Below are 20,555 nucleotides of genomic sequence, written 5' to 3' on the forward strand. Positions count from 1 at the left end.
GCGCCCAAGTAGCGCAGCGAAATGGGCGTCCGGTGGAGAGCCGCAGGCCCGGAACGAACTACAACAATTGGTTATGTGGTGTGCGGCGCAAACATGATGATCGCCATGAAAATATACACACCACCATACGCAGCGTAGACCCTGCCAGCAGCTTTGGGATGAAGCGGCAGTTAACCACGCAAATGCCGCAGGATTCAACTCGCCTGGCACTGGCAGCCAGATGGAGGGTTATAAATTACGGAGATTGCCCTGGCGCGACGTGTACCTGACAGGCGCCTACGAACTGCGCCATGGTGTTCCCGACAATGGCCTGAATGCCGCCGAGATGGAAGAGGTGCTACTGAACACGCCGGTTACCCGCTTTTTCGACACCATGGCCGTCCGGCTGAAAGCTGACGAGGCCGGTGTTCGTAGACATGCTGGACAAGCCGGACGGAAGGTTCAATATCGTCACGCCCTGACGCTTTTCCAGATCGGGCCCAGGGCGGGCCAGCTCTGTTCTGCCATGATTCAGCGGTGCTGGGCTGGTGCCCGGCGGATCTTCCACTACTATCAAGGTAAGTGTTGGCGCTGGAGACGACGTTACCGTGGGACTGTCGATCAAAAAAACGGAATTTTCAACAGAGGAGTTTGAACGTTTTGCTGTCAAGGTCCGGACGGATCTTACAGCACTCACTCATCTTCTGAACCGACCCGGCTTTGGTGAGGGAGAGAGTTCCATTGGCGCCGAGGTCGAGTTTTACATCGTAAACTCTGACCTGCGTGCCCAACCCATCAACACAGAAATCGCCGCCCGCGTGCAGGACCCCCAGCTGACGGTTGAGCTCAACCGTTTCAATCTCGAATACAACCTCAGCCCCCAGGCTTTCAGGGGAGAACCGTTTGCCCGAACAGAGCGAGAGCTGCTCGCTGCGATCCAGCGAATCAACCGGCATGCCGCATCACTCGATGGGGAACTGGTACCAATTGGCATTCTGCCCACACTTCGTCAGTCGGATATGGGGGCAAAGGTGATGACAGACGAACCCCGCTACCATGCTCTGTCCAGTGCGCTGCTCAAACAGCGGGGCGAACCGTTCAGCATCCATATTGGCGGCAATGATGTCATAGACCTGGAGGCCGATGATGTCTACATGGAAGGGGCCAATACCTCGTTCCAGCTGCACTGGCGTGTCCCTGCCCACCGTTTCGCCGATTACTTCAACGCGGTCCAGCTGGTGACGCCGGTTGTGCTGGCTCTGGCCAGTAACTCGCCCAGTCTGTTTGGCCACCACCTCTGGGACGAAACCCGTATTGCCCTGTTCAAGCAATCCATCGACAGCCGCTCCCCCAATCATAAAACCTGGCGCCATCCATCGAGAGTCTATTATGGAAACGGCTGGGCGCGCAGTGCCTGGGAACTGTTTGCAGCCTCCGCATCACTGTATCCGCCCATCATTCCACTGATGTCGGAGGAAGATCCGATGGCGATCATTGATCGTGGCGAGGTGCCGGAACTGACCGAACTGCGCCTGCACCATGGGACCACATGGCCCTGGAATCGAGCCATTTTTGATCACGCAGACGGGGGGCATCTGCGCATCGAGATCCGTTCCCTGCCTGCAGGGCCCACTGCCGTTGATATGTGTGCGAACGGACTGTTCGTGATCGGGGCTGCGCTGGCAGTGCTGGATGACATCCGTCATCTGACGTCGATACTTCCGTTCCATTACACCGAACACAATTTTTACCGGGCCGCCAAATATGGCATCGGCGCAGAAATCATCTGGCCGCACAAGGATCAGGTTCAGTTGCAGGATACGCCCCTGCTGGCGGTGGCCCGTGAACTGCTGCCGCGTGCCCGGGAGGCATTGAAAAGAACAGCCGTGGACGAGACAGAAATTCACCGCCTGCTGGGAATCATCGAAGGCCGTATTGAAGCCAACCTGTCTGGCGCCCGGTGGCAGCGCCATATCACCGAGTCTTTTCTCAGGTCCCTGAGTCCTGATGAGGCGTTCCGGAGTATGCTGTCTCTGTACATGACCAACCAGAAGAAAAACATGCCGCTCCATGAATGGGCACTGTCACCATGAGCAATCCGAACGTTCTTGATCATCTCAATAATCCGTCGCCCCGGACGCTGGGTCGCTCACCCCTTGAGTGGCTGGAGCGCCTGCAAAAGCCCACGGTAGTGCATGTTGCCGGTTGCGATCGCTCACGTACCCGGGCCATGGCAACGCTTCTTCACGGCAACGAGCCTTCGGGCCTGTTTGCCCTTCACCGGTGGCTACAGGAGCAACACACGCCCGAGGTCAACATGCTGTTTCTGCTGGGAGGAGTCTATCCCGCGAAGATTCCGCCTGCGTTTTCATTTCGCCAGCTGCCCGAGGGACTCGACCTCAACCGCTGCTTCAAAGAACCTTTCCAGAGCGAAGAAGGTGCCATCGCAGAAGCCATGCTGGCAGAGCTTCATAAGGCGCAACCTGAATGCCTGCTGGACGTGCACAACACCTCAGGTACAGGCCCGGCCTTCGCTGTGACCATCACCAATGACGCCGAACATCAGGCGCTGACCTCGCTCTACACCGACCGCCTCATAACGACGGACCTTCGTCTGGGTGCGCTGATGGAATACTCTGAGCAGGAAGTGCCCACGGTCACCATCGAGTGTGGTGGGGCCCAGGATGATCAGGCTCATCACTTGGCGTACGAGGGACTCGTCCGGTACACCTCAAGAGCAGACGTGTTGTCACTGGAAAAAGCGGAGTGGGATGTCGCTGTACTGCGAAACCCGATTCGGGTGGAACTGGCTCCTGAAGCGACCATAGAATACCGGCTTGAGCCCAGCGGGCAGGCTGACCTCACGTTTCCGCCAGACATCGAACACCGCAATTTCGGAATCGTTTCCCCGGATGAGCCTCTGGGATGGGTCGGAAAAAAAGGCCTTAGCATACTTACAGCGATCAGCCATAACCGGACCGGGAACCTGGAGCAGGTTCTTCGAGTCAGGGGTGGGCAGATCTACCCCGCCCAGGCCATCAAAGCCTTTATGATAACCACCAACCCGGTCATTGCAAAGAGTGACTGCCTGTTCTATGCGGTCAAAGCAACGGGCGAACCCATTTTTTAGAACTCAGCGACTCGCTTCATGCAGCGTAGTTGCCGCCTACTGCTGCGACTTGTTATGGATCAGGAGCACAGCAACCAGACCCCTGCTGAATTGGTGGGCAGGGTACTGTGCCGTATGAACAAAAGACACAGCAATCTCCATGCCTGGGCTTCAGTAAAGCATGGCAAGACTCACACTCGTAATAATACTGGCATGAGTCGGTAGGCATGACTTCCGTCTTCTGGTGCCCGCAGCCTGGACATTTGATCGTCGATTCCAAGACTATATCGACCATAGCCATGCCCTCCCGAAATGTATGAATTTTAGCCTGACTCACCTTGGACCAGGCCTCAATGTTGTTGCGCTGGTCGAACCCCGACACCCTGATTATTGCGCCGGTGGCTGAAAAAGCGTTTAAACAACCAGTGCGACGGCAGATAGATACAAACCGTCAGTGCCAAAAACAACAGCACCAGATACAGCAGCGGCGGCAGTATCTGCTGCGGTTCCGCCAGGCCATAAACCCAGTTGATGTTGCTTTCCGGTTCGGTCACCAGATAGGTGATCGGCAGCGTCACAGCGGCAATCAGCATCTGCAAGGCCAATGCCCTCCGGTCATAACCCAGGCGGTACAATAAATAAAACAAAAGCGGCGGCAGCACCAGATGAAACAGGCCGGAGAGAATACGGATATGGGTTTCGAGCTCAGGGTCAAACATATACGCAGCAATACGGATAATATTGCCGCCGCTGATAAAATCCAGCACCCAGACACTTTCCAGAAACAACACTCCCACGGCCATGGTGCTGCTGATCAGGCGGTTTTCGAGCCACAGAGCAGGCACCAGCAATATCAGCGCAATATCGGAAAACCACAAAAAATTGGCAGGTCCCAGATCGCGCCAGTACACCGGAATAATCACCATAACCAGCAAGGTGTAACTCATTTTAATCCACAGAGGAATTCTCATGGTGAACCTTGATTGCGTGCAGACTAACTGAGTGAACTGGTACCGAATTACTTTTGGAAAAGCCATCATGAAACCGCTTTGCGGCAACAGCGGCTGGTTATGCATTATTCGTAGTGGCTCCAGAGCCTTAGAACTTTCACCACCCACTCGTCTTCGAGTACCTGGTAAACCAGACGATGCTGAATATTGATTCGGCGCGAATAAGCCCCCGCAAGATCACCAATGAGCCTCTCAAACGGAGGCGGCTTGCGGTATGGATCTTCAGCTATCAGCGCTAACAGTTCCCGGGCTTTTGGTTTGAGGCCGCTGGAGGCCAACTTCTTTGCATCTTTCTGGGCTTGCTTGGTGTAAACCAACTTCCATGTCACCAATCCAGCCCCTCATTGCATTCATCCACAGGGGTATCCATCCCCTCACGAATAGACTCCCGCATACCGGGTACGGAAAGGAGATAAAGTGTTTCCTGAATGGCCGACCAGTCTTCCTCGGAAACCAGGACGGCCTTGTTCCGCTTACCCATAATGACGATCGGTTGGTGGGACTCGGCAGTTTCGTCAATCAACCGATAAAGGTTGCTCCGCGCCTCAGTTGCTGTGATTCCTGTCATGACCCACCTCTTGCGTGTTTAACTATTAATCAAGTGTACGCCTTTAGGTACGTACGTCAAGACGAACGCTTTGTGTAACACCAGCAATCACGCACCTGCCGCATGGATTACATTGTTGGGTCTGGATTTCAAATAACGAAAGCGCTGTAGTGAGAGTTAAAAATAATCATCTATAGTGATGAGTAAGTCGTATTAGCACCTATTGCTTGATAGGGAAAAAACTATGAAAAAAATAGTCTTTCAAGTCGCCACATTTCTTGGCGCTCTTGCATGTTTTGGATCGTCAAATGCGACGGAGACGAGAATCCCTCTCGTTCCGCTTCCTTCTATCGGCGATTTTACAAATGGCGATGGTTGGGGTGTTGGGCTTGGGCTGGGCGTTGAATATGAGACTGCTTATGAGGGTTCGGACGAATTCGAGCTTGAGATCGATCCGGCTGGGGGTGTTCAGTGGCGAACTGGTGAACACATTTTTTTCTGGGCAGGTGAAGCAATTGGGTGGCGAACACTGACCACGGATGCCTGGTTGGTTCAAGCCTCTGTAGGCTACGAAGAAGGCCGTGAAGAAGGTGATTCAGAAGACGGCAGACTGGATGGGTTAGGCGAATCGAGTTCTGGGGTGACATTGCTGCTGGAAGTGCGCCATGCCCTTGCAGAAGATTGGCGTTACTTTTTAGATGGCCGTGTATTGACAGGAGAAATCGGTACGCTAGGGATTTTCGGCGCAGGAACTTGTTTGGGTTGCCAGCCTAACGGCACTGGCTGGGAAGTTGGCGCTGCTGTGACTTTCCACGATGGTGAGTTAGCCAACCGGGACTTTGGTGTGAACAGACGGCAATCCATAGATTCAGGTCTTCCAGAAACCGATGTTGATAGCGGGTATAGATCAACCGGTGTCAATGTTAACTATCGAAATTACTTGAACGAAAACTGGCAGATCTTCGGTGAAGCTCTTTACGAAGCCTATGGGAGTGACGTTTCAGATAGCCCAGTATCCCGGAATGATTATGAAGCGGAGATCGGTGTCGGCTTCATTTATGTTTTTTGATGTTCCCCCTCTGTCAGCCTAGTTGTCCAGTTGGCGATTTCGACTGAGTTTCACTAGCGGGGGCGGCATGGGACTCCAAACCTAATCAGTGGCTCTGCGTCCCCGCTTTTGGCGTCGCCTGTTCGCTCCTTCAGTAGCAGGATAAAGCTCGGTCTGTAATGTATGGAGGCGCCGATCATCCTCATCACTACGGCGGTCACCTTGGTGATCATATTTACAGTGACAGTCTGAGACCTGGGTACATTCTGGCAGGGGTAGCTTTGGTGTATTGAGCTCACTATCCAAAAAGAGCTTGTCTTGTAAGTCCCGTGCTGCCTGGCAGGCGTTATCTCCCGGAACGATTTTGGTGGCTTGGAAGTTGGCCTGATCTCTATTGGCCGCAGCTTGAGAGGCGCGTTTACGTGGAGTTTTATGCCTGATGTGTTTATTGCCCTCTTTGGATTTCTTCTTTAACAGCACTAACACAATGACAGCAACAACAGCCAGTGCCAGCAAAAACTTCATACGATTCCCTCTTCTATTTTTAATTGGATTGGTATTGTATTGGTCCTAGCCTGGATTACTGAAAACACACGATTCCTTTAAGTATTCATTGATAAAGCCGGCTTTCATTAAGCCGGCTCACGCGCCGGCTTGGAGCTGCGAAGCGGCGGAAAATCGGTGGCTGTGCAGCCATGTGTTGAAGCCTACCTGGCTCGTCTTCAGTTTTCTGGAGATCCACGGAAACCTCTCGTTAACTTATCTCTCAATTTGGAATGGGCGGGTATCAGGTGGAGGGCCGGCCGGTCCGGAACGTACTGGAACTATTGGTTAAGCTGCCTCGAAATCCAGAGGATGAATTCCATCCAGATTGACTGTACTGCGCGCCACCCAGAGATCATACATATCTTGCATCGCCAACCAGCTCTCAGGGGTACGGCCAAGAACCTTGGACAACCGAAGAGACATTTCCGGGCTAATGCCACTATCCCCTTTGAGCAATCGGGACAAAGTGGAAGGCGAAACGCCCAGACTGGAAGCAAGCTGGCGGGAACTGATTCCGAAAGGCGCCAGAGCCATAGCGAAGCGAAGGGTCTGGCATCCGGTGCATGGCCTGGTTATGTTCCGTTATCTGGCAATTCGAGTTGTCTCTCACTCCGCCAGACCCGGATTAGCACAACCTCTGAGGCCTGTCTGAGGTAGACAACCCGAAATGGCGCGTGAATCAATTCGCGAATCTGATCAAGGTTGAATTCAGGAACAACTCGGCCGGCATCAGGGTGGATTTGAAGCATTTCACAATGCTCCAGGATAGCAGCCAGGAAATCATCCCCGATTTGTGGCACATCCTGCTCTCTGTAATACTCCTGAATCGCCTGTAAGTCCTCAACAGCGGACTGTGCGATGCGTAATTCCATTTACTTGATGCCCAACCTTTTCCTCGCGTCCTCCAACGATACGGTGTGGCCTTCGCGAACATCCATAAGCCCCTGCGCCACCGCCTTTACAAAACGCAATTCCTCTGCCGTTTTCTCATAATCCTCGAGCCCCTGAACAACAGCTATGCCGCGGCCACGACTGGTAAGCAGGATTGGGCGATGCGTATCCTGCGCTCGACCAACCACCTTTCCGGGATTGATCTTCAGGTCTGACAGAGGAACGACATCCTCGGAAAATTTCACGTGCATAGCGATCACCTGATCAACGATTCCGTGCCATTATTAGCACCAGTTAACAGGTGCGGTCAAGAAGCATAACGCCCGGCTCGTGCGCCGGTTTGGAGCCGTGGAGCGGCGGAAAATCGGTCGCTGTGCAGCCGATTGTTAAATTCTTTTATGTACGGCATTATGCACAGGAACAACATCCTGTACAGGAGCAACCTTATGGATGCCATCAGCTACACAGCCGCTAGAAACAATCTGGCAAAAACCATGGAGCAGGTCTGTGAAGACCACTCTCCCGTGATTATCACCCGGAGCAAATCGCAGTCGGTGGTAATGATCTCCCTTGAGGACTACGAGGCACTGCAAGAAACTGCATACCTTCTGCGGGCACCAAAGAACGCCCGTCGTTTGCTGGAATCCGTTGCCGAGCTGGAGCAAGGTGGTGGTCAGGAAAAGGAACTTCCTGAATGAAACTCATCTTCTCCGAGAACGCCTGGGAAGATTATCTGTACTGGCAGAAAACTGACAAAAAGATCCTTAACCGGATCAACAAGCTGGTCAGGGAGACCAAGCGCGAACCGTTTGAAGGTGTTGGTAAACCGGAACACCTAAAACACAGCCTCGCCGGTTACTGGTCTCGCCGAATCAACGAGGAACACCGCATGGTCTACAAGGTCACGGATGACGCCTTGCTTATCGCCCAGCTCCGATACCACTACTAATTTAACGCTCGGCTTTGCGGCGTGCCGGAGCGCCAGCGCAGGCGCGTCCGACAACAGCCACTGGTTAAGCTGCTTCGAAGTCCAGGGGGTGAATGCCATCCAGATTTACCGTGCTGCGGGCCACCCAGAGATCGTACATATCCTGCATCGCCAGCCAGCTTTCAGGACTACGTCCGAGAACCTTGGATAGCCGAAGAGACATTTCCGGACTGATACCGCTATCCCCTTTGAGCAGCCGAGACAAGGTGGAGGGTGAAACCCCCAGGCTGGACGCAAGCTGACGGGAACTGATACCGAAAGGCTCGAGGTACACCTCCCGAATGAATTCACCGGGATGCGGCGGATTATGCATAGTCATCAGTGATAATCCTCATAATCAAGAATGTAGGCGTTGCCGTCCTGAAACTCGAATGTCATACGCCAATTTCCGTTAACCCTAATCGACCACCGCCCCTTGTCTTTTCCCTTCAATGGATGAAGCCGAAAACCAGGGATGTCCATGTCTTCTACCGAAGTGGCAGTATCCAGTGCAGCCAACTGCATGCGCAGTTTCCTAGTATGATCGGGCTGAATGCCAGACGTGCTGCCAGTCGAGTAGAACCGTTTCAGTCCTTTGTGACGGAATGATTTAATCACGAGGCAATACTAGCATGTTGCGCATCACGCAACAATAAAGCATAACGCCCGGCTCGTGCGCCGGTTTGGAGCCGCGGAGCGGCGGAAAATCGGTCGCTGTGCAGCCGATTTTTAAAGCCTGCCCAGCCAGTACTGGGGACGCCGCCGATCATGGACAACAGCCAGAATCTGGAAACCATCAGGCATCTCTCGGTCAACGATAGACAGGGGAAATCTGTGAAGAGGCGCTCTACGAATATCTGGTGGCAACTCGACTTGCCAGGTTTTTGGTGACTCGCCAACTAAACTGGCCAGGGCCTCAAATTCCTCTATTAAGGCACCACCCAATCCCGGAACTTTTGATTCGTAATAACCAACTGACTCCAGGAACTCGGCTTCCGCTGCCGGGTGAAAAGAATAGTTCATTTGATCAGTGCTCTAGCCTTCCTCATGACCTCCTCGCCAGACACAGCCTGAATGGTGCCACTATCGATCTCTTCACCCCTGCGCCGGGCCTCAAGCAACCAATCGGATTTGAGCTCATCTTCTGACGGAGACTCCAGACTCAATACCAGTCGCTGGATCAATTGAGCTCGCTCCTCTCTGGGAAGGTGGAGCGCCTCGTCTTCAATTTTCTGGAGATTCATGGACAAAACCTCTCGTTCACGTATCACCCAATTTTGACACGGATGGGTATCAGGTGCCACGACTCGGTTTTTCCGCTTTAACGCCTGCAGCAGGCGCGGTTTAGTTGTTGTGACGAAGGAGCAACGACTAAACCGTCGCTCTGCTCTGGTTATACCTTTTGCCAGCGTAGCCCATCACTTTTCTCAACTGCTTGGTACTGAGATGGAAACCCAGACAGCAGATCACTACCCAGCAGGGAAATTGAAGCGTTTGGGTTATGAAGGATCATGGTTTTGCCAGTTGCTGCAAAAACCACGGCGACCGCGCTGACGTATTTTTTTCTAGACGTAAACATGCCGGGGTGGCGATGAACTTCAACCCACTCGCCTTCCTGGCTTCGGGCGTACTCCGCAACTCCAAGTAGGATGGTCTGGATGTTTTGAATAAACAGTAAATCCTTTACGGCAAAGCGGCGCATATCACACAGGACTATGACGCACGGTTTATCATCTAGCCAATCCATTGCCCCTAATAGTCATGAATTTCTAAACGCCCAGCTCACGCGCCGGTTTGGAGCCGCGAAGCGACGGAAAATCGGTCGCTGTGCAGCCGATTGTTAGGAATTGAATATACTCAATACACGGTTGCCATTGAATAGCTCATCTTTAGGCCCATGGAATTTAAAGCCCAACTTCGGTGCGTAAAGCTGTTTATAAAGGTTGTGCATAACGATTGTGTTCAGACCAGCAACAAAATAGTCATCCGCGTCTGCGGTACCCGACTGTCCCTCAAAGTCTCCGATCAGGGCAAGGTCTTTTGAGACAGGAAAGTAGACTTGAGTTCCTTTCAGTCCGAAGCCTGGGCTGTTGCGATACAAAGGAGGAATTTTTTCTGGTTCTTTCCAGTTCAGGCAAACGGGGTTGTCAGAGGTAATAAATGGTGAAGTTGCAGCGTCAGTCTTCAGAAGGGCCCAGCTACGACCAAACAAAAGCGGAAGAATTGTTTCGATCTGAACCATTTCCATATGAATGTGATATTCGCGCGCTACCTCGATTGAATAGTTTTTGCTTTCGAAAAACTCCTTGGCCTCTTCGTAGGTTACAGAGTCATCAAATTCGGGGTTTTCCTCTTTGATCCGCTTAACTTGGGCTTCCCAGCGCTCTTTATTCGCAAGAGATAAACTGGTCATTCGTTCTGCTATGTCGGCGTGAAAGCTCCGCATATGTTCACGGCGTTCGGGCGAACGGATTGCGATTAAGGCTATTAGATTCAGAATAATTTCTTTAACGTCGCCGGAGAAATCCCGCGTCTCGTTCAAATTTTTCAGCGCTCTTGCAGCCTCGCTCTCGAACTCGGAGATTTGGCTCTCGAGCAAGTTGGGGTCCACACCCTCAACGTCAATTCTATTAAAATCGCGAATACCACCCACATTTCGGGGAATAGTCTCAAAAGTCTTTTTCTCTCTGAAATCGATAACTGCGAGCTTCGACTTTTTTCCACGGCCTTTGGTAAATTCTTTAAGGTAGCACTGAGACAGGTAATGATGGTGTCTTGCAGTCATATATTGCCTAACGCTGAACGAAGCGGCGCGTCTCAAGCGTCCGCCTTCCGTGACTTGTTACTTTGCACATTGGTAGAGGTTGATCTCATGCTCATCCACATCTCCGTAGCCGCAGATATTGCCAGCCTCATCCAAGGTTAGCCTCGCTAAAGGGGTTTCTGATCTGAATTTTCGTCCGGTACTATCACACCAACTGATACCAAAGTTATATAAGATGCTGAATTTTCCATCCTCATCAGGGGTGCCGCAGTTTTCGATTATCGATTTGTCGTAACTTGAATCGAATTTCACCGTAGCGATGGTTCCATTTCCAGGATTTAGCAGCCCCTTAAAAGATGGATCAAAGAAGATTTTATCAAGACCCCGCGAGAATGATCCTGACCCAGACTTCATGCTCATCGATATGGAATACCCAACCAAAATAACGTCACTATTTCCAGCATTCAGAATGGCAACAGGTAGCTCGTTCTTCTCAAAGAACGAAGTCGACATGGAGATAAAAGCATAAAGCTTTCTGGAAACATGGTGATGGGTTCTGTAGTAGCTAAGCGCTGATATTGTTACAGCTATCAGCGATATCACTAGCGCGACAACAGACAATTGTGAGCTCCCTTTGTGGAAAGTAACGCTGAAATAAGCGGCGGGCCGACAGGGGCGTCTGGTGGAGGCCGAAAGCCGGAACGGACTTGATTGACTGGTTATGGCCGTGCGAAATGCCCAACTAGAAAAAACGCATAACTACATGCAGCACCAAAACGGCGAATATTCCCCACACACCTATGTTGATGGAGCTGAGTAACTTTGAGTTGTAGGAGGATGCTGCGAGAATCAGCGCTGTATCTATTCTCGCCAAAACAATCGCATTGTGTGCATCTTGCTCTGAATATTCATTTGAGTTTAGATCCTCCTCAAGCTTCGCACTCAATTGACGATCAGCTTCATACAAAAATTTTTCAATTTTCATTTACATCCTCGAAAACATTCAGAGCGAGTCATAACAGCTATTATACGAACGCGTTCATATATCACACGTTCGTAAAACTCCATTTCAATGCGCTTATGGAAATACAGAATTTTCTAATTAAAATAGCATCTTAAGCACTAATTACCACGGCTACCGCAGGAGTTATCCGCCCCCAACTGAGCCACTCCTGCTTCCCCTCTGGGCGTATAACTCCACCCTTCCTGTATCAACTTTTCAACCCTATCAGATAGTTTCCTCATTTCTCTTGCGATTTTTGGAGTTTTTGCGAACACGTTCGTATAACTCCGCGAAACTTCAGCCTGTTGACTCTAGCCCAAAACCGGATACTGTATATATGAACAGTAAGCAAGGATAGATGGAGATGGATATCCCGATTCCGATACCTGCGCAACCAACCCGGTTTTTGGACAAAATTCGAGGTTTTATACGCCTGCGAGGCATGGCGATAAAACAGAGAAAACCTATCTGTTCTGGATCAAACGCTTTATTCGCTTCCACGGCCTGTGGAAACCCGGTTCCGCCGCGGTTCGGGTTATTGCATGTCGTTGAAGGCAGCGTCGGTTCGTGCGGCCAGGATAAAGTCGTTTTTGTGCAGACCGCCGATGTTGTGGCTCCACCAGCTTACCGTGACTTTTCCGTATTCCAGAACAATCACAGGGTGATGGTCCTCGGCTTCGGCAAGCTCACCGATCTTGTTGGTGAACTCCAGGGCCTTGATAAAGTTTTTGAGCTTGAAGACTTTGTGAAGCTGTTCTTCACCGTCAATCTCCAGGATTTCCCAGTCCGGAACGTCTTTGTGTAGCTGCTGCTTTTCTTCCCCGGTCGCTTTGGGTGCGTCCGCGCTGCAGGCTTCACAGCTGTGTTCTTTCAGGTCACTCATTTCAACCTCCGCAATTGATGGCTGTACTACAAGCGTGGATCGTGCTCCTCGCTTTATCAACCCACCTCTTGAAATCCTGACGCTTTCGGAATACTGTATATTTAAACAGTATTCCGAGAGTTTTCATCATGAGCGAGCTTCTTGACACACTGATTCAGGATGCCCGTGTCTGGCAAGGGCATTGTCATACCCGGACCACTCAGCCTGCGGAATCAACCGGCTATCAGGTTCTGGACAACCAGCTTGGCGGCCTGGGCTGGCCGCGGGGGGCTCTGAGTGAGTGCCTGCTGGATGCACCGGGTATTGGTGAGCTGCACTTGTTGCTGCCACTCATGCAGCGACTGTGCGCCGGGGGTAAAACCGTGTTCTGGCTGAACCCGCCGCATACGCCCTATGCACCTGCGCTGGCACGGGAAGGCGTGAATCTGGACCAGGTGGTGCTGATCCATACCGGGGATGAGAGCGACTTTCTGTGGACACTGGAAAACTGCCTTCGCTCACCGGTGACCGGCCTGGTGATGGCCTGGCCCGGAAAGCTTGCCTCCCGGGAAGTCCGGCGGCTGCAACTGGCTGCTGAAGCCGGCAGCAATGTGTGCGTACTGTTTCGGGAACGTCGCCACGCCGGGCAGAATTCTCCGGCCGCTCTGCGTCTGGAACTGGAACCGGGCGAGCAGCAGGATCTCAGGGTGAATGTGCTCAAGCGTCGTGGCAGCTGGCCCGGGCAGCGCTGTTCACTGGCCCTGGGCCAGCGGGCTGGTCTTCCCTTCCTTGAAACTACCCGGGTTGCCCCGGGCCCCTGGTCGGGTTCAGGGGGGTAATAATACGTCATGCTGTGGCTGTATCTGCATTTTCCACATCTGCTGCTGGACCACATTCGCCGCTCCCGTGAAGACCAGGGTGCGCTGGTGATTGTGGAGGGCTCTGGCCAGAAGGTCATCCAGGCCTGTCCCGAAGCCAGGAAACAGGGTATCCGTAGCGGCATGCGCCTGAAAACCGCCATCAGTCTGGTGCCGGATCTTGGTATGGTGCGCGCTGATGAGGCTCAGGAAGCCAGAACCCTCGAAGATCAGGCGCGCTGGTTGTATCGCTACGCCGCTCACATTGTGCTGGTGCCGCCAGATGGCATGCTGGTCGAGATCGGCAGCCTGCATAAGCTGTACGGGGGATTGCCCGCCGTCTGGCAAACGGTGGAACAGGGGCTGAATGAGCGCCAGCTGAATACCTGGTCCGGGATTGGTTACACGCCTCTGGCAGCCCGCCTGATTGCCCGTACGGGCAAGGGGGAATGCACGGCAGACAAGGGTCACATTCTGCGAACCCTGCGCCATATGCCACTGCTTGCTGCGGAATTTGACGAGAAAGCCTGTACACGTCTGCAGCGCCTTGGGCTGCGCACTCTTGGGGAAGTCTTTGATTTACCCTCCAATGAGCTGGCACGCCGCCTGTCTCCTGAACTACTGGCTTACATCCAGAAAATCCAGGGCACCCGGCCGGACCCGCGAACACCCTGGCAACCGCCACACTCTTTCCGGCAGCAGGCTGATTTTGTGCAGGAGATCGAACACACCCAGGGGCTGCTGTTTCCGCTCCAGCGCATGCTCGCGGAACTGGAGGAAGATCTTTGCTGGCGCCAGCAGGATACCGACAGCCTGAGGCTGGTTCTGAGGCACCGGCACTCCGAGCCTACCCGCTTGCATATTCGCACCTCCGGACCGGAACACCGGGCCGACAACTTTCTTGGCCTTATCCGGTTGCGGCTTGAGCAGCACTCGCTGAGGGCGCCGGTTATCTCGCTGGTGCTGTCGGTAAAGCGTTTCCTGCCCCGGGAAGCACTCTCCGGGCAGGACCTGCTGGGTGAAACACAGGATCTGAACGAGGCCTGGCATACCCTGATCAGCCGTTTGCAGGCCCGCCTCGGGAAACAGGCGCTCAGGCAGCTTTCCCCCCAGGCCGACCACCGCCCGGAACGGGCCTGGTCTGCCTCGGAAGTGCTACGCAAAACCCGGGCTCCGTTAAAGCAGGCCGGGGAACTGCCACGGCGCCCACTCTGGCTGCTGAAAGGGCCGCAACCGCTGACTGAAACGCCGGCCGCCTGGTTTGCCGGTCCGGAGCGTATCAGCGGTGGCTGGTGGGACGGTCAGCGGGTGCATCGGGATTACTACATTGCCCAGCTGAATAGCGGCCAGCTGGCCTGGGTCTTCCGGGATGCCCGGGAAGGCTGGTTTGTGCATGGCTGGTTTGGCTGATGCCTGAACGTCAGTATGCAGAGCTGTTCTGCTTCAGCAACTTCACCTTTCTGACCGGCGCCTCTCACCCCCACGAGCTGGCCGAACGCGCGCACGAGCTTGGCTACACCGCGCTGGCAGTCACCGATGCCTGCTCTGTCGCCGGCATTCCCCGGGCCTGGGCGGCACTGGCAGAAAGTCCGGTCAAACTCATCACCGGAAGCTGGTTCGAGCTATCCGATACGCCATACGGTGCAACCGCGCCACGCTTCATCCTTCTGGCGCGCACCCGCAAAGGCTACGGCCAGCTCTGCCAGCTGATCACCACTGCCCGCCGCCGGGCGGAAAAAGGCCAGTACCAGCTATTCGCCCGGGATATTGAAACTCACCCTCTGGACGACTGCCTGTGCCTGTGGCTACCGCCCTCACCTGCCGAAGCAGATACCGGCCAGGCCCTGGCCTGTGGCGAATGGCTGAGCCGCCTGTTTGATCCGCGGCTCTGGATTGCGGCTGCCCGCACCCTGGAATCCGTCGAGGAGCAACGGCTTGCCCGCATACACTGGCTGGCTGACCAGCTACGCACTCCTGTAACCGCCGTTGGCGAAGTGCATATGCACAGCCGGGAGCGCCAGCCCCTGCAGGATGTGCTGACGGCCCTGCGCAACCACACCAGTCTCGAAAGCGCAGGCCATTGCCTGTTCCAGAATGGTGAGCGATACCTGCGGCCGCTGACTGTTCTGCAGCGGCTGTTTCCGGAAGCCTGGCTGGACGAAACGCTCACCATTGCCCGGCAGTGCACCTTTGAGCCCGGCAGTTTGCGTTACGAGTATCCCCCCGATCTGGTGCCGGCAGGCGAATCAGCCGCAAGTTACCTGAAACGGCTGACCCGGGAAGGCGAACGACGGCGTTACCCCGAAGGTACGCCCCTTCAGGTCCAGAGCCTGATCCGCAAGGAACTGGGTCTGATCTCGGAGATGAAGTACGAGCATTACTTCCTGACACTTCACGACATCGTGGCCTTTGCCCGCAGCCGGGGCATCCTGTGCCAGGGGCGGGGTTCTGCCGCCAACTCCGCTGTCTGTTACTGCCTGGGCATCACCGAAGTAAATCCGCTCAAGGTTGAGCTCCTGTTTGAACGCTTCATCTCCAAAGACCGCAATGAGCCACCGGATATCGATGTGGATTTCGAGCACGAGCGGCGGGAAGAAGTTATCCAGTATATCTATCGGCGTTACTCCCGCGAACGGGCCGCCCTGGCCGCTACAGTGATCCGCTACCGGCCCCGCAGCGCCATTCGTGATGTCGGCAAGGCCCTCGGCTTCGACCCGGCCCTGGTAGAACAGCTGCTGGAAGGTATCGACTGGAGAGACAAAGCCACCAACTGGCGCCAGCAGATTCTCGACAAGAAAATTACACGTAATTCACAGGTGGCGGACCAGTTTTTTACTTTGGTGAACACCCTCCTGGGTTTTCCCCGCCACCTGTCCCAGCATGTCGGCGGTTTTGTGATCAGCGCAGGGCCACTGGCTGAACTGGTACCGGTGGAGAACGCCGCCATGGCAGACCGCACTGTCATCCAGTGGGACAAGGACGACCTGGAAAGCCTTGGGCTGATGAAAGTGGATATACTGGCTCTCGGCATGCTCTCGGCCATACGCAAGGCCCTGGAACTGATCAGCACCGAAAAAGGCCGGCCATTCCGGATGCAGGACATCCCTCCGGAGGATCATGCCACCTACGCCATGCTCCAGAAAGGCGATAGCATCGGGGTATTCCAGGTGGAATCCCGGGCCCAGATCAACATGCTGCCGCGCCTGAAACCGGAAACCTATTACGACCTGGTGATTGAAGTGGCCATTGTCCGGCCAGGCCCCATTCAGGGTGACATGGTGCATCCCTACCTGCGCCGGAAACATGGCCTGGAGCCGGTGGACTACCCCAACGATGCGGTACGAAAAGTTCTCGAGCGCACACTGGGCGTGCCCATCTTTCAGGAGCAGGTTATTAAACTGGCCATGGTGGCTGCCGGCTTCTCCGCCGGCGAAGCCGACCAGCTCCGCCGCGCCATGGCTGCCTGGAAATCCCATGGCGACCTGACGCCGTTTCGTGAAAAGCTTATTACCGGCATGCTGGAACGTGGCCACGATGGCGACTTCGCCGAGCGCCTGTATCAGCAGATCTGTGGCTTTGGCGGCTACGGCTTCCCGGAATCCCATGCCGCCAGTTTTGCCCTGCTGGTGTATGTCTCCGCATGGATCAAACGCCACCACCCGGCGGCTTTCTATTGTGCCTTGCTCAACAGCCAGCCCATGGGATTCTACTCCCCTTCGCAACTGGTCCAGGATGCCCGGCGCCATGAGGTATCGGTTCTTCCACCGGATGTGAATGCCAGCCAGTGGAACCACACTCTGGAAAGTGAAGGCAAAAACCACCACCTGCGTCTTGGCCTCAGAATCATTCAGGGTCTCTCTGCCAATGGCGCCGAACGTATCAATCAGAACCGCCCGCCCGCCGGCTACCTCTCAGCCAGCGAGCTTCGCCGTCTTGCCGCACTGAATCAGCGGGATATGGAACTTCTCGCCGGCGCCAACGCCATGCCTGCCTTCACTGCCAACCGCCACCAGGCCTACTGGCAGCTGCTCGAACACGAACAGCCTCCAGAACTGTTCGCCGAAGAAGCCGCTGCCGATTATCAACCACAATACTGCCACCAGCTACCGGAGCCCACGGAAGGCCAGAACGTCCTCGCCGACTACGCCAGCCAGGGCCTTACCCTGCAACGCCATCCTCTGGCCCTGCTTCGCGAACAGGGCCACCTGAAATTCTGCCTCAGCGCCGAACAGCTCAAGACCACCAGAGCCGGCGTCCCCGTCCAGGTCGCCGGGCTGGTAACCGGCCGTCAGCGGCCGGGTACCGCCTCCGGTGTAACCTTCATGACACTGGAAGATGAAACCGGGAATGTGAATGTGGTGGTGTGGCTGGAAACAGCGCGGCGGCAGCGGAAGCCGTTATTGACAGCACGCCTGCTGCATGTGAAGGGGGTTCTGGAAAAGCAGGGAGATATCGTTCATGTGATGGCGGGCAAACTGTCCGACCTCAGCCATCTGATCCACACATTACCGGTCGATTCCAGGGATTTCCACTGACCGGCAGGCGGCCCGGGGGCCGCCATACCTTCTCCCCCTAGACGCCAAACGGATAGGTCTCGGGCGTTTCCCTGGCCCACTGGGAGGCATTGTCCAGGGGTTCCAGGGCGTGGGTCCGGTCAAAATGGAACACAGCGTCAAACTGCCTCGCCAGTTCACAAAAGAAATAGTGGCTTTGGCGCTCCGACCGGGGCAGGTAAAGTACACCAATGGCCCGCTCCAGGCGGGGTGAGCGTAATATCGCAGGTGTTCTCTCACCAAGCTCCAGAAAGAAGGCTGCTTCCCCGGTTTGATGAAAGAGATATTCGTAACTCTCCGGCAAGGCTTCACGCACAGCCTTGTGCTCAACTTTACCTCCCCACGACGAGGCCGCTGATACCGCACCACCGTAGGTTGTAAACCCGACCAGGAGAACTTCCGAGCCAAAACGCTGCCGCGAAAGCTGGCCGACATTGTGTTCACCCCCACGACCCATCTGGGTAGCACGGGCATCTCCCAGGTGAGAGTTATGCTCCCATACCGCCAGCTTTGCAGGCTCCCCGGAACGGGCGGAAAGATGCTCACGCAACGCCGAAAGCGTATCGGTCATGTGCTCGTCACGGAGGTTCCAGGTGCTGACGCGGTCGCCGAACATGGCACGGTAATAGTTCTCGGCATTGCGAACCAGACGGGCGTTCTGTTCCGCCTGAAACTGCTCATCCCGGGCCAGCATGCCGTCCTGACGAACGTAGTCCGGGGCCTTGCGCCGAAGCTCGACCAGTTGCGCAACCACCTCGTCCTCACACGAAGGCAGACGGCCGGTAGCCACTCCCAGGCCATATTGCTGTTCGTCCGTCACCTGTTCCAGGCAACCGTACTGGCGGCGGGCTTCTTCGGCAGCCTCGGCGTCAACTTTGTCGAGGTAGCTGAGAACCGCATCAATCGACTCGTAGAGGCTGTACATATCCAGCCCGTAAAAGCCGACCCGCCGCTCTGCTGACACGCTGTCATTATGTTCCCGAAGCCACTCAACGAATTCAACAATCACCGTATTGCGCCACATCCACAGGGGAAACCGCTGAAAATCTCCCAGCGCCTGTTGTGCCGATGTGTCCTCACCCAGGCCCTGGATGTAACGATTAACCCGATAGGCAGCCGGCCAGTCAGCCTCAACAGCTACTGCCTGCAGGCCCTGCTCCAGGATCAGCCGCTTGGTGATCTCAGCCCGGGTCTTATAGAATTCCTGGGTGCCATGGGTAGCCTCCCCCAGCAAAATCAGGGACTTATTCCGACTCAGCTGCAACAGCGGGGCATAGTCCTCTGGTCGGTTCTGCAGCGGTACCAGCGATTGCTTCAGTTCATTCCACTGATGGTCGGTATTCTCGGTCATAAGACACCTTCCTTCGGTTGTTCATCCATTTTACGGGGTACGGCCTCACCAGACGTCTCAACAGGGATCACCAGAATGTCGTCTACCATTAATTTCTATGGTCAGTCGGCAGAAACACAACCTTCGGGACCGCTGGCGCGCGGAAGTTTTTTTAACTGGTCAAGCCACCGATGACTGCGGGCAGACGCAACGCCGTCAGCCCAGCGTGTCGTCTCTGGCAGGCGGTAACGGGTGGTGCAACGCATCACGTAATGAACGGCAGAGGCAAGACTGATGCGATGTCCCGGTGAAATGAACAGTGGCTTTACTCCCGCCCGCGTTCTCAGCACCGCGCCAATTTCTTCACCCTGGTCCACCAGCGGAGTCCATTCACCCCTGTTTTCCGGCACCGGCCCATGGCTGCCGATTAATCGGCTCTTGCCAACGCCTATAGTGGGCAACCCCGTCAGCAACCCGGTATGGGACGCCACTCCCAGCCGCCGGGGATGGGCAATACCCTGGCCATCACAGAGCAGGAGGTCGGGTTTTATGATTAACCGGGACAGGGCCTTCAGGATTACCGGACACTCCCGGAACGACAGTAATCCCGGGATATAGGGCATTGGTGTGGGCGATCTGGCAATAGCGTAATCAACCGGCTCCAGGTCATCCAGGCGCAGGACTACAACCGCAGCCCGCGCCGTCTCGCGCCCCTCAAACCCCACATCCACGCCGGCCACCAACCTGATGTCCGGCAGATCGTCCACCGTGATTACCTGGCCGGCAGCCTCCCGCTGCAGCTCAATGGCCTGTTTCGGGGTCAGCCCCGCCCACTGTTCCATCAGATCCGACAAATCAGCTCCGTCCAAGTCACACCTCCATAAACTGCGCATCACTTCGATCCAAACTGCAGTCCGGGTAGTAACAAGTCAATAGCTGGAATACGTCATGCAAAACCCTGAAATCGGGATAGGGGGGAGCCGTCAGGCTCCGCCCCTCCCACACCACCCGGCAAGCGGGTCCGCACCGGGCGGTTCGAGAAGTTGAGGTCAGGAGAGACGCGGCACTTTCAGCCGATCGAAGTAGGCA

Annotated in this window: 27 protein-coding genes and 1 pseudogene; 8 read left to right on the top strand and 20 right to left on the bottom strand. The window is 55.0% G+C overall.

Annotated elements, in window-relative coordinates; all coding sequences use genetic code 11:
* Nucleotides 1–95 precede the first annotated feature (95 nt).
* Nucleotides 96–225: pseudogene (locus DIT72_RS13390) on the bottom strand (YnfA family protein); the annotation flags it as partial.
* A 302-nt stretch (nt 226–527) separates the two neighbouring features.
* On the opposite strand from DIT72_RS13390, the gene DIT72_RS13400 reads away from it, so the two are divergent.
* Nucleotides 528–2,072, top strand: coding sequence for a hypothetical protein (locus DIT72_RS13400; RefSeq protein WP_228260816.1), 1,545 nt, complete (start codon nt 528–530; stop codon nt 2,070–2,072).
* Nucleotides 2,069–3,109 (top strand): M14 family metallopeptidase, encoded by a 1,041-nt coding sequence (locus DIT72_RS13405; RefSeq protein ID WP_228260817.1) that lies wholly within the window; start codon nt 2,069–2,071, stop codon nt 3,107–3,109. Before DIT72_RS13400 ends, DIT72_RS13405 begins: the two co-directional genes overlap by 4 nt.
* A gap of 52 nt (nt 3,110–3,161) precedes the next feature.
* Here the strand turns inward: DIT72_RS13405 and DIT72_RS18435 are convergent, their stop codons facing one another.
* From DIT72_RS18435 to DIT72_RS13425, 4 genes are read right to left on the bottom strand one after another with little or no spacing between them, the layout of a single operon-like run.
* Nucleotides 3,162–3,383: a GDCCVxC domain-containing (seleno)protein gene (locus DIT72_RS18435; RefSeq protein WP_135955745.1), complete on the bottom strand. Its 222-nt coding sequence runs from the start codon at nt 3,381–3,383 to the stop codon at nt 3,162–3,164.
* A 55-nt stretch (nt 3,384–3,438) separates the two neighbouring features.
* Nucleotides 3,439–4,164 (bottom strand): membrane-associated protein, encoded by a 726-nt coding sequence (locus DIT72_RS13415; RefSeq protein WP_135955746.1) that lies wholly within the window; start codon nt 4,162–4,164, stop codon nt 3,439–3,441.
* Nucleotides 4,164–4,427, bottom strand: coding sequence for a Txe/YoeB family addiction module toxin (locus DIT72_RS13420; RefSeq protein WP_135955747.1), 264 nt, complete (start codon nt 4,425–4,427; stop codon nt 4,164–4,166). Before DIT72_RS13420 ends, DIT72_RS13415 begins: the two co-directional genes overlap by 1 nt.
* Complete coding sequence (locus DIT72_RS13425; protein WP_135955748.1) at nt 4,424–4,666, bottom strand: type II toxin-antitoxin system Phd/YefM family antitoxin; 243 nt, start codon at nt 4,664–4,666, stop codon at nt 4,424–4,426. The genes DIT72_RS13420 and DIT72_RS13425 overlap by 4 nt, the downstream gene beginning before the upstream one ends.
* Nucleotides 4,667–4,889: 223 nt before the next feature.
* Between DIT72_RS13425 and DIT72_RS13430 the strand changes: the two genes are divergently transcribed.
* The gene (locus DIT72_RS13430; protein ID WP_135955749.1) at nt 4,890–5,714 is read left to right on the top strand and encodes a MipA/OmpV family protein; all 825 of its coding nucleotides are present in this window, start codon (nt 4,890–4,892) and stop codon (nt 5,712–5,714) included.
* Between the two features lie 81 nt (nt 5,715–5,795).
* On the opposite strand, the gene DIT72_RS13435 is transcribed toward DIT72_RS13430, so the two are convergent.
* The 4 genes from DIT72_RS13435 to DIT72_RS13450 all read right to left on the bottom strand — a co-directional run bounded on the left by DIT72_RS13435 (nt 5,796) and on the right by DIT72_RS13450 (nt 7,381).
* Entirely contained in the window at nt 5,796–6,218 is a 423-nt protein-coding gene (locus DIT72_RS13435; RefSeq protein WP_135955750.1) for a hypothetical protein, read from the bottom strand.
* 306 nt (nt 6,219–6,524) lie between these two features.
* Nucleotides 6,525–6,773: a HigA family addiction module antitoxin gene (locus DIT72_RS13440; RefSeq protein WP_135955751.1), complete on the bottom strand. Its 249-nt coding sequence runs from the start codon at nt 6,771–6,773 to the stop codon at nt 6,525–6,527.
* Between the two features lie 38 nt (nt 6,774–6,811).
* Nucleotides 6,812–7,111, bottom strand: coding sequence for a type II toxin-antitoxin system RelE/ParE family toxin (locus DIT72_RS13445; protein ID WP_135955752.1), 300 nt, complete (start codon nt 7,109–7,111; stop codon nt 6,812–6,814).
* On the bottom strand, nt 7,112–7,381 hold the full coding sequence (locus DIT72_RS13450; RefSeq protein WP_135955753.1) for a type II toxin-antitoxin system Phd/YefM family antitoxin: 270 nt from the start codon (nt 7,379–7,381) through the stop codon (nt 7,112–7,114).
* Between the two features lie 195 nt (nt 7,382–7,576).
* Between DIT72_RS13450 and DIT72_RS13455 the strand changes: the two genes are divergently transcribed.
* Together DIT72_RS13455 and DIT72_RS13460 are read left to right on the top strand one after the other, a co-directional pair.
* The gene (locus DIT72_RS13455; protein WP_135955754.1) at nt 7,577–7,828 is read left to right on the top strand and encodes a type II toxin-antitoxin system Phd/YefM family antitoxin; all 252 of its coding nucleotides are present in this window, start codon (nt 7,577–7,579) and stop codon (nt 7,826–7,828) included.
* Nucleotides 7,825–8,079 carry a Txe/YoeB family addiction module toxin gene (locus tag DIT72_RS13460; protein ID WP_135955755.1) on the top strand — a complete coding sequence of 85 codons (255 nt, stop codon included), beginning with the start codon at nt 7,825–7,827 and terminating at the stop codon, nt 8,077–8,079. The genes DIT72_RS13455 and DIT72_RS13460 overlap by 4 nt, the downstream gene beginning before the upstream one ends.
* A gap of 64 nt (nt 8,080–8,143) precedes the next feature.
* On the opposite strand, the gene DIT72_RS13465 is transcribed toward DIT72_RS13460, so the two are convergent.
* From DIT72_RS13465 to DIT72_RS13510, 9 genes are all read right to left on the bottom strand, one after another.
* Nucleotides 8,144–8,437 carry a HigA family addiction module antitoxin gene (locus DIT72_RS13465; protein WP_135955756.1) on the bottom strand — a complete coding sequence of 98 codons (294 nt, stop codon included), beginning with the start codon at nt 8,435–8,437 and terminating at the stop codon, nt 8,144–8,146.
* Nucleotides 8,437–8,715 carry a type II toxin-antitoxin system RelE/ParE family toxin gene (locus DIT72_RS13470; RefSeq protein ID WP_135955757.1) on the bottom strand — a complete coding sequence of 93 codons (279 nt, stop codon included), beginning with the start codon at nt 8,713–8,715 and terminating at the stop codon, nt 8,437–8,439. The genes DIT72_RS13465 and DIT72_RS13470 overlap by 1 nt, the downstream gene beginning before the upstream one ends.
* Before the next feature lie 111 nt (nt 8,716–8,826).
* Nucleotides 8,827–9,120 (bottom strand): type II toxin-antitoxin system RelE/ParE family toxin, encoded by a 294-nt coding sequence (locus DIT72_RS13475; RefSeq protein WP_135955758.1) that lies wholly within the window; start codon nt 9,118–9,120, stop codon nt 8,827–8,829.
* Nucleotides 9,117–9,341 (bottom strand): addiction module protein, encoded by a 225-nt coding sequence (locus tag DIT72_RS13480; RefSeq protein ID WP_135955759.1) that lies wholly within the window; start codon nt 9,339–9,341, stop codon nt 9,117–9,119. Before DIT72_RS13480 ends, DIT72_RS13475 begins: the two co-directional genes overlap by 4 nt.
* Before the next feature lie 149 nt (nt 9,342–9,490).
* A complete protein-coding gene (locus tag DIT72_RS13485) occupies nt 9,491–9,844 on the bottom strand; it encodes a hypothetical protein (protein WP_135955760.1) in 354 nt (117 codons plus the stop codon).
* A 93-nt stretch (nt 9,845–9,937) separates the two neighbouring features.
* Nucleotides 9,938–10,882, bottom strand: coding sequence for a DUF4238 domain-containing protein (locus DIT72_RS13490; protein WP_135955761.1), 945 nt, complete (start codon nt 10,880–10,882; stop codon nt 9,938–9,940).
* 57 nt (nt 10,883–10,939) lie between these two features.
* Nucleotides 10,940–11,482: a hypothetical protein gene (locus DIT72_RS13495; RefSeq protein WP_135955762.1), complete on the bottom strand. Its 543-nt coding sequence runs from the start codon at nt 11,480–11,482 to the stop codon at nt 10,940–10,942.
* A 121-nt stretch (nt 11,483–11,603) separates the two neighbouring features.
* Nucleotides 11,604–11,846: a hypothetical protein gene (locus tag DIT72_RS13500; protein WP_135955763.1), complete on the bottom strand. Its 243-nt coding sequence runs from the start codon at nt 11,844–11,846 to the stop codon at nt 11,604–11,606.
* A gap of 553 nt (nt 11,847–12,399) precedes the next feature.
* Nucleotides 12,400–12,747, bottom strand: coding sequence for a 4a-hydroxytetrahydrobiopterin dehydratase (locus DIT72_RS13510; protein ID WP_135955764.1), 348 nt, complete (start codon nt 12,745–12,747; stop codon nt 12,400–12,402).
* A gap of 128 nt (nt 12,748–12,875) precedes the next feature.
* On the opposite strand from DIT72_RS13510, the gene imuA reads away from it, so the two are divergent.
* The 3 genes from imuA to DIT72_RS13525 are packed head-to-tail and all read left to right on the top strand — an operon-like array spanning nt 12,876 to nt 18,118.
* Entirely contained in the window at nt 12,876–13,565 is a 690-nt protein-coding gene (gene imuA, locus DIT72_RS13515) for a translesion DNA synthesis-associated protein ImuA (protein WP_135955765.1), read from the top strand.
* Nucleotides 13,566–13,574: 9 nt separating this feature from the next.
* Nucleotides 13,575–14,993 carry a Y-family DNA polymerase gene (locus DIT72_RS13520; RefSeq protein WP_135955766.1) on the top strand — a complete coding sequence of 473 codons (1,419 nt, stop codon included), beginning with the start codon at nt 13,575–13,577 and terminating at the stop codon, nt 14,991–14,993.
* Nucleotides 14,993–18,118 (top strand): error-prone DNA polymerase, encoded by a 3,126-nt coding sequence (locus DIT72_RS13525; protein ID WP_135955767.1) that lies wholly within the window; start codon nt 14,993–14,995, stop codon nt 18,116–18,118. The genes DIT72_RS13520 and DIT72_RS13525 overlap by 1 nt, the downstream gene beginning before the upstream one ends.
* A 37-nt stretch (nt 18,119–18,155) precedes the next feature.
* Here DIT72_RS13525 and DIT72_RS13530 read toward each other — a convergent pair whose 3' ends face one another.
* Together DIT72_RS13530 and nfi are read right to left on the bottom strand one after the other, a co-directional pair.
* Nucleotides 18,156–19,487 carry an erythromycin esterase family protein gene (locus DIT72_RS13530; RefSeq protein WP_135955768.1) on the bottom strand — a complete coding sequence of 444 codons (1,332 nt, stop codon included), beginning with the start codon at nt 19,485–19,487 and terminating at the stop codon, nt 18,156–18,158.
* A gap of 101 nt (nt 19,488–19,588) precedes the next feature.
* On the bottom strand, nt 19,589–20,308 hold the full coding sequence (gene nfi, locus DIT72_RS13535; RefSeq protein ID WP_135955782.1) for a deoxyribonuclease V: 720 nt from the start codon (nt 20,306–20,308) through the stop codon (nt 19,589–19,591).
* Nucleotides 20,309–20,555 lie beyond the last annotated feature (247 nt).

Source organism: Marinobacter orientalis, assembly GCF_004792665.1.
GTDB lineage: Bacteria > Pseudomonadota > Gammaproteobacteria > Pseudomonadales > Oleiphilaceae > Marinobacter > Marinobacter orientalis.

Coding starts and splice junctions, on each gene's coding strand:
- DIT72_RS13485 (WP_135955760.1), bottom strand. CDS start 9,844: ATGGATTGGCTAGATGATAAACCGTGCGTCATAGTCCTGTGTGATATG.
- DIT72_RS18435 (WP_135955745.1), bottom strand. CDS start 3,383: ATGGTCGATATAGTCTTGGAATCGACGATCAAATGTCCAGGCTGCGGG.
- DIT72_RS13405 (WP_228260817.1), top strand. CDS start 2,069: ATGAGCAATCCGAACGTTCTTGATCATCTCAATAATCCGTCGCCCCGG.
- DIT72_RS13525 (WP_135955767.1), top strand. CDS start 14,993: ATGCCTGAACGTCAGTATGCAGAGCTGTTCTGCTTCAGCAACTTCACC.
- DIT72_RS13445 (WP_135955752.1), bottom strand. CDS start 7,111: ATGGAATTACGCATCGCACAGTCCGCTGTTGAGGACTTACAGGCGATT.
- DIT72_RS13475 (WP_135955758.1), bottom strand. CDS start 9,120: ATGAACTATTCTTTTCACCCGGCAGCGGAAGCCGAGTTCCTGGAGTCA.
- DIT72_RS13490 (WP_135955761.1), bottom strand. CDS start 10,882: ATGACTGCAAGACACCATCATTACCTGTCTCAGTGCTACCTTAAAGAA.
- DIT72_RS13510 (WP_135955764.1), bottom strand. CDS start 12,747: ATGAGTGACCTGAAAGAACACAGCTGTGAAGCCTGCAGCGCGGACGCA.
- DIT72_RS13415 (WP_135955746.1), bottom strand. CDS start 4,164: ATGCATAACCAGCCGCTGTTGCCGCAAAGCGGTTTCATGATGGCTTTT.
- DIT72_RS13425 (WP_135955748.1), bottom strand. CDS start 4,666: ATGACAGGAATCACAGCAACTGAGGCGCGGAGCAACCTTTATCGGTTG.
- imuA (WP_135955765.1), top strand. CDS start 12,876: ATGAGCGAGCTTCTTGACACACTGATTCAGGATGCCCGTGTCTGGCAA.
- nfi (WP_135955782.1), bottom strand. CDS start 20,308: ATGGAACAGTGGGCGGGGCTGACCCCGAAACAGGCCATTGAGCTGCAG.
- DIT72_RS13450 (WP_135955753.1), bottom strand. CDS start 7,381: ATGCACGTGAAATTTTCCGAGGATGTCGTTCCTCTGTCAGACCTGAAG.
- DIT72_RS13455 (WP_135955754.1), top strand. CDS start 7,577: ATGGATGCCATCAGCTACACAGCCGCTAGAAACAATCTGGCAAAAACC.
- DIT72_RS13500 (WP_135955763.1), bottom strand. CDS start 11,846: ATGAAAATTGAAAAATTTTTGTATGAAGCTGATCGTCAATTGAGTGCG.
- DIT72_RS13435 (WP_135955750.1), bottom strand. CDS start 6,218: ATGAAGTTTTTGCTGGCACTGGCTGTTGTTGCTGTCATTGTGTTAGTG.
- DIT72_RS13530 (WP_135955768.1), bottom strand. CDS start 19,487: ATGACCGAGAATACCGACCATCAGTGGAATGAACTGAAGCAATCGCTG.
- DIT72_RS13440 (WP_135955751.1), bottom strand. CDS start 6,773: ATGGCTCTGGCGCCTTTCGGAATCAGTTCCCGCCAGCTTGCTTCCAGT.
- DIT72_RS13480 (WP_135955759.1), bottom strand. CDS start 9,341: ATGAATCTCCAGAAAATTGAAGACGAGGCGCTCCACCTTCCCAGAGAG.
- DIT72_RS13520 (WP_135955766.1), top strand. CDS start 13,575: ATGCTGTGGCTGTATCTGCATTTTCCACATCTGCTGCTGGACCACATT.
- DIT72_RS13430 (WP_135955749.1), top strand. CDS start 4,890: ATGAAAAAAATAGTCTTTCAAGTCGCCACATTTCTTGGCGCTCTTGCA.
- DIT72_RS13460 (WP_135955755.1), top strand. CDS start 7,825: ATGAAACTCATCTTCTCCGAGAACGCCTGGGAAGATTATCTGTACTGG.
- DIT72_RS13465 (WP_135955756.1), bottom strand. CDS start 8,437: ATGACTATGCATAATCCGCCGCATCCCGGTGAATTCATTCGGGAGGTG.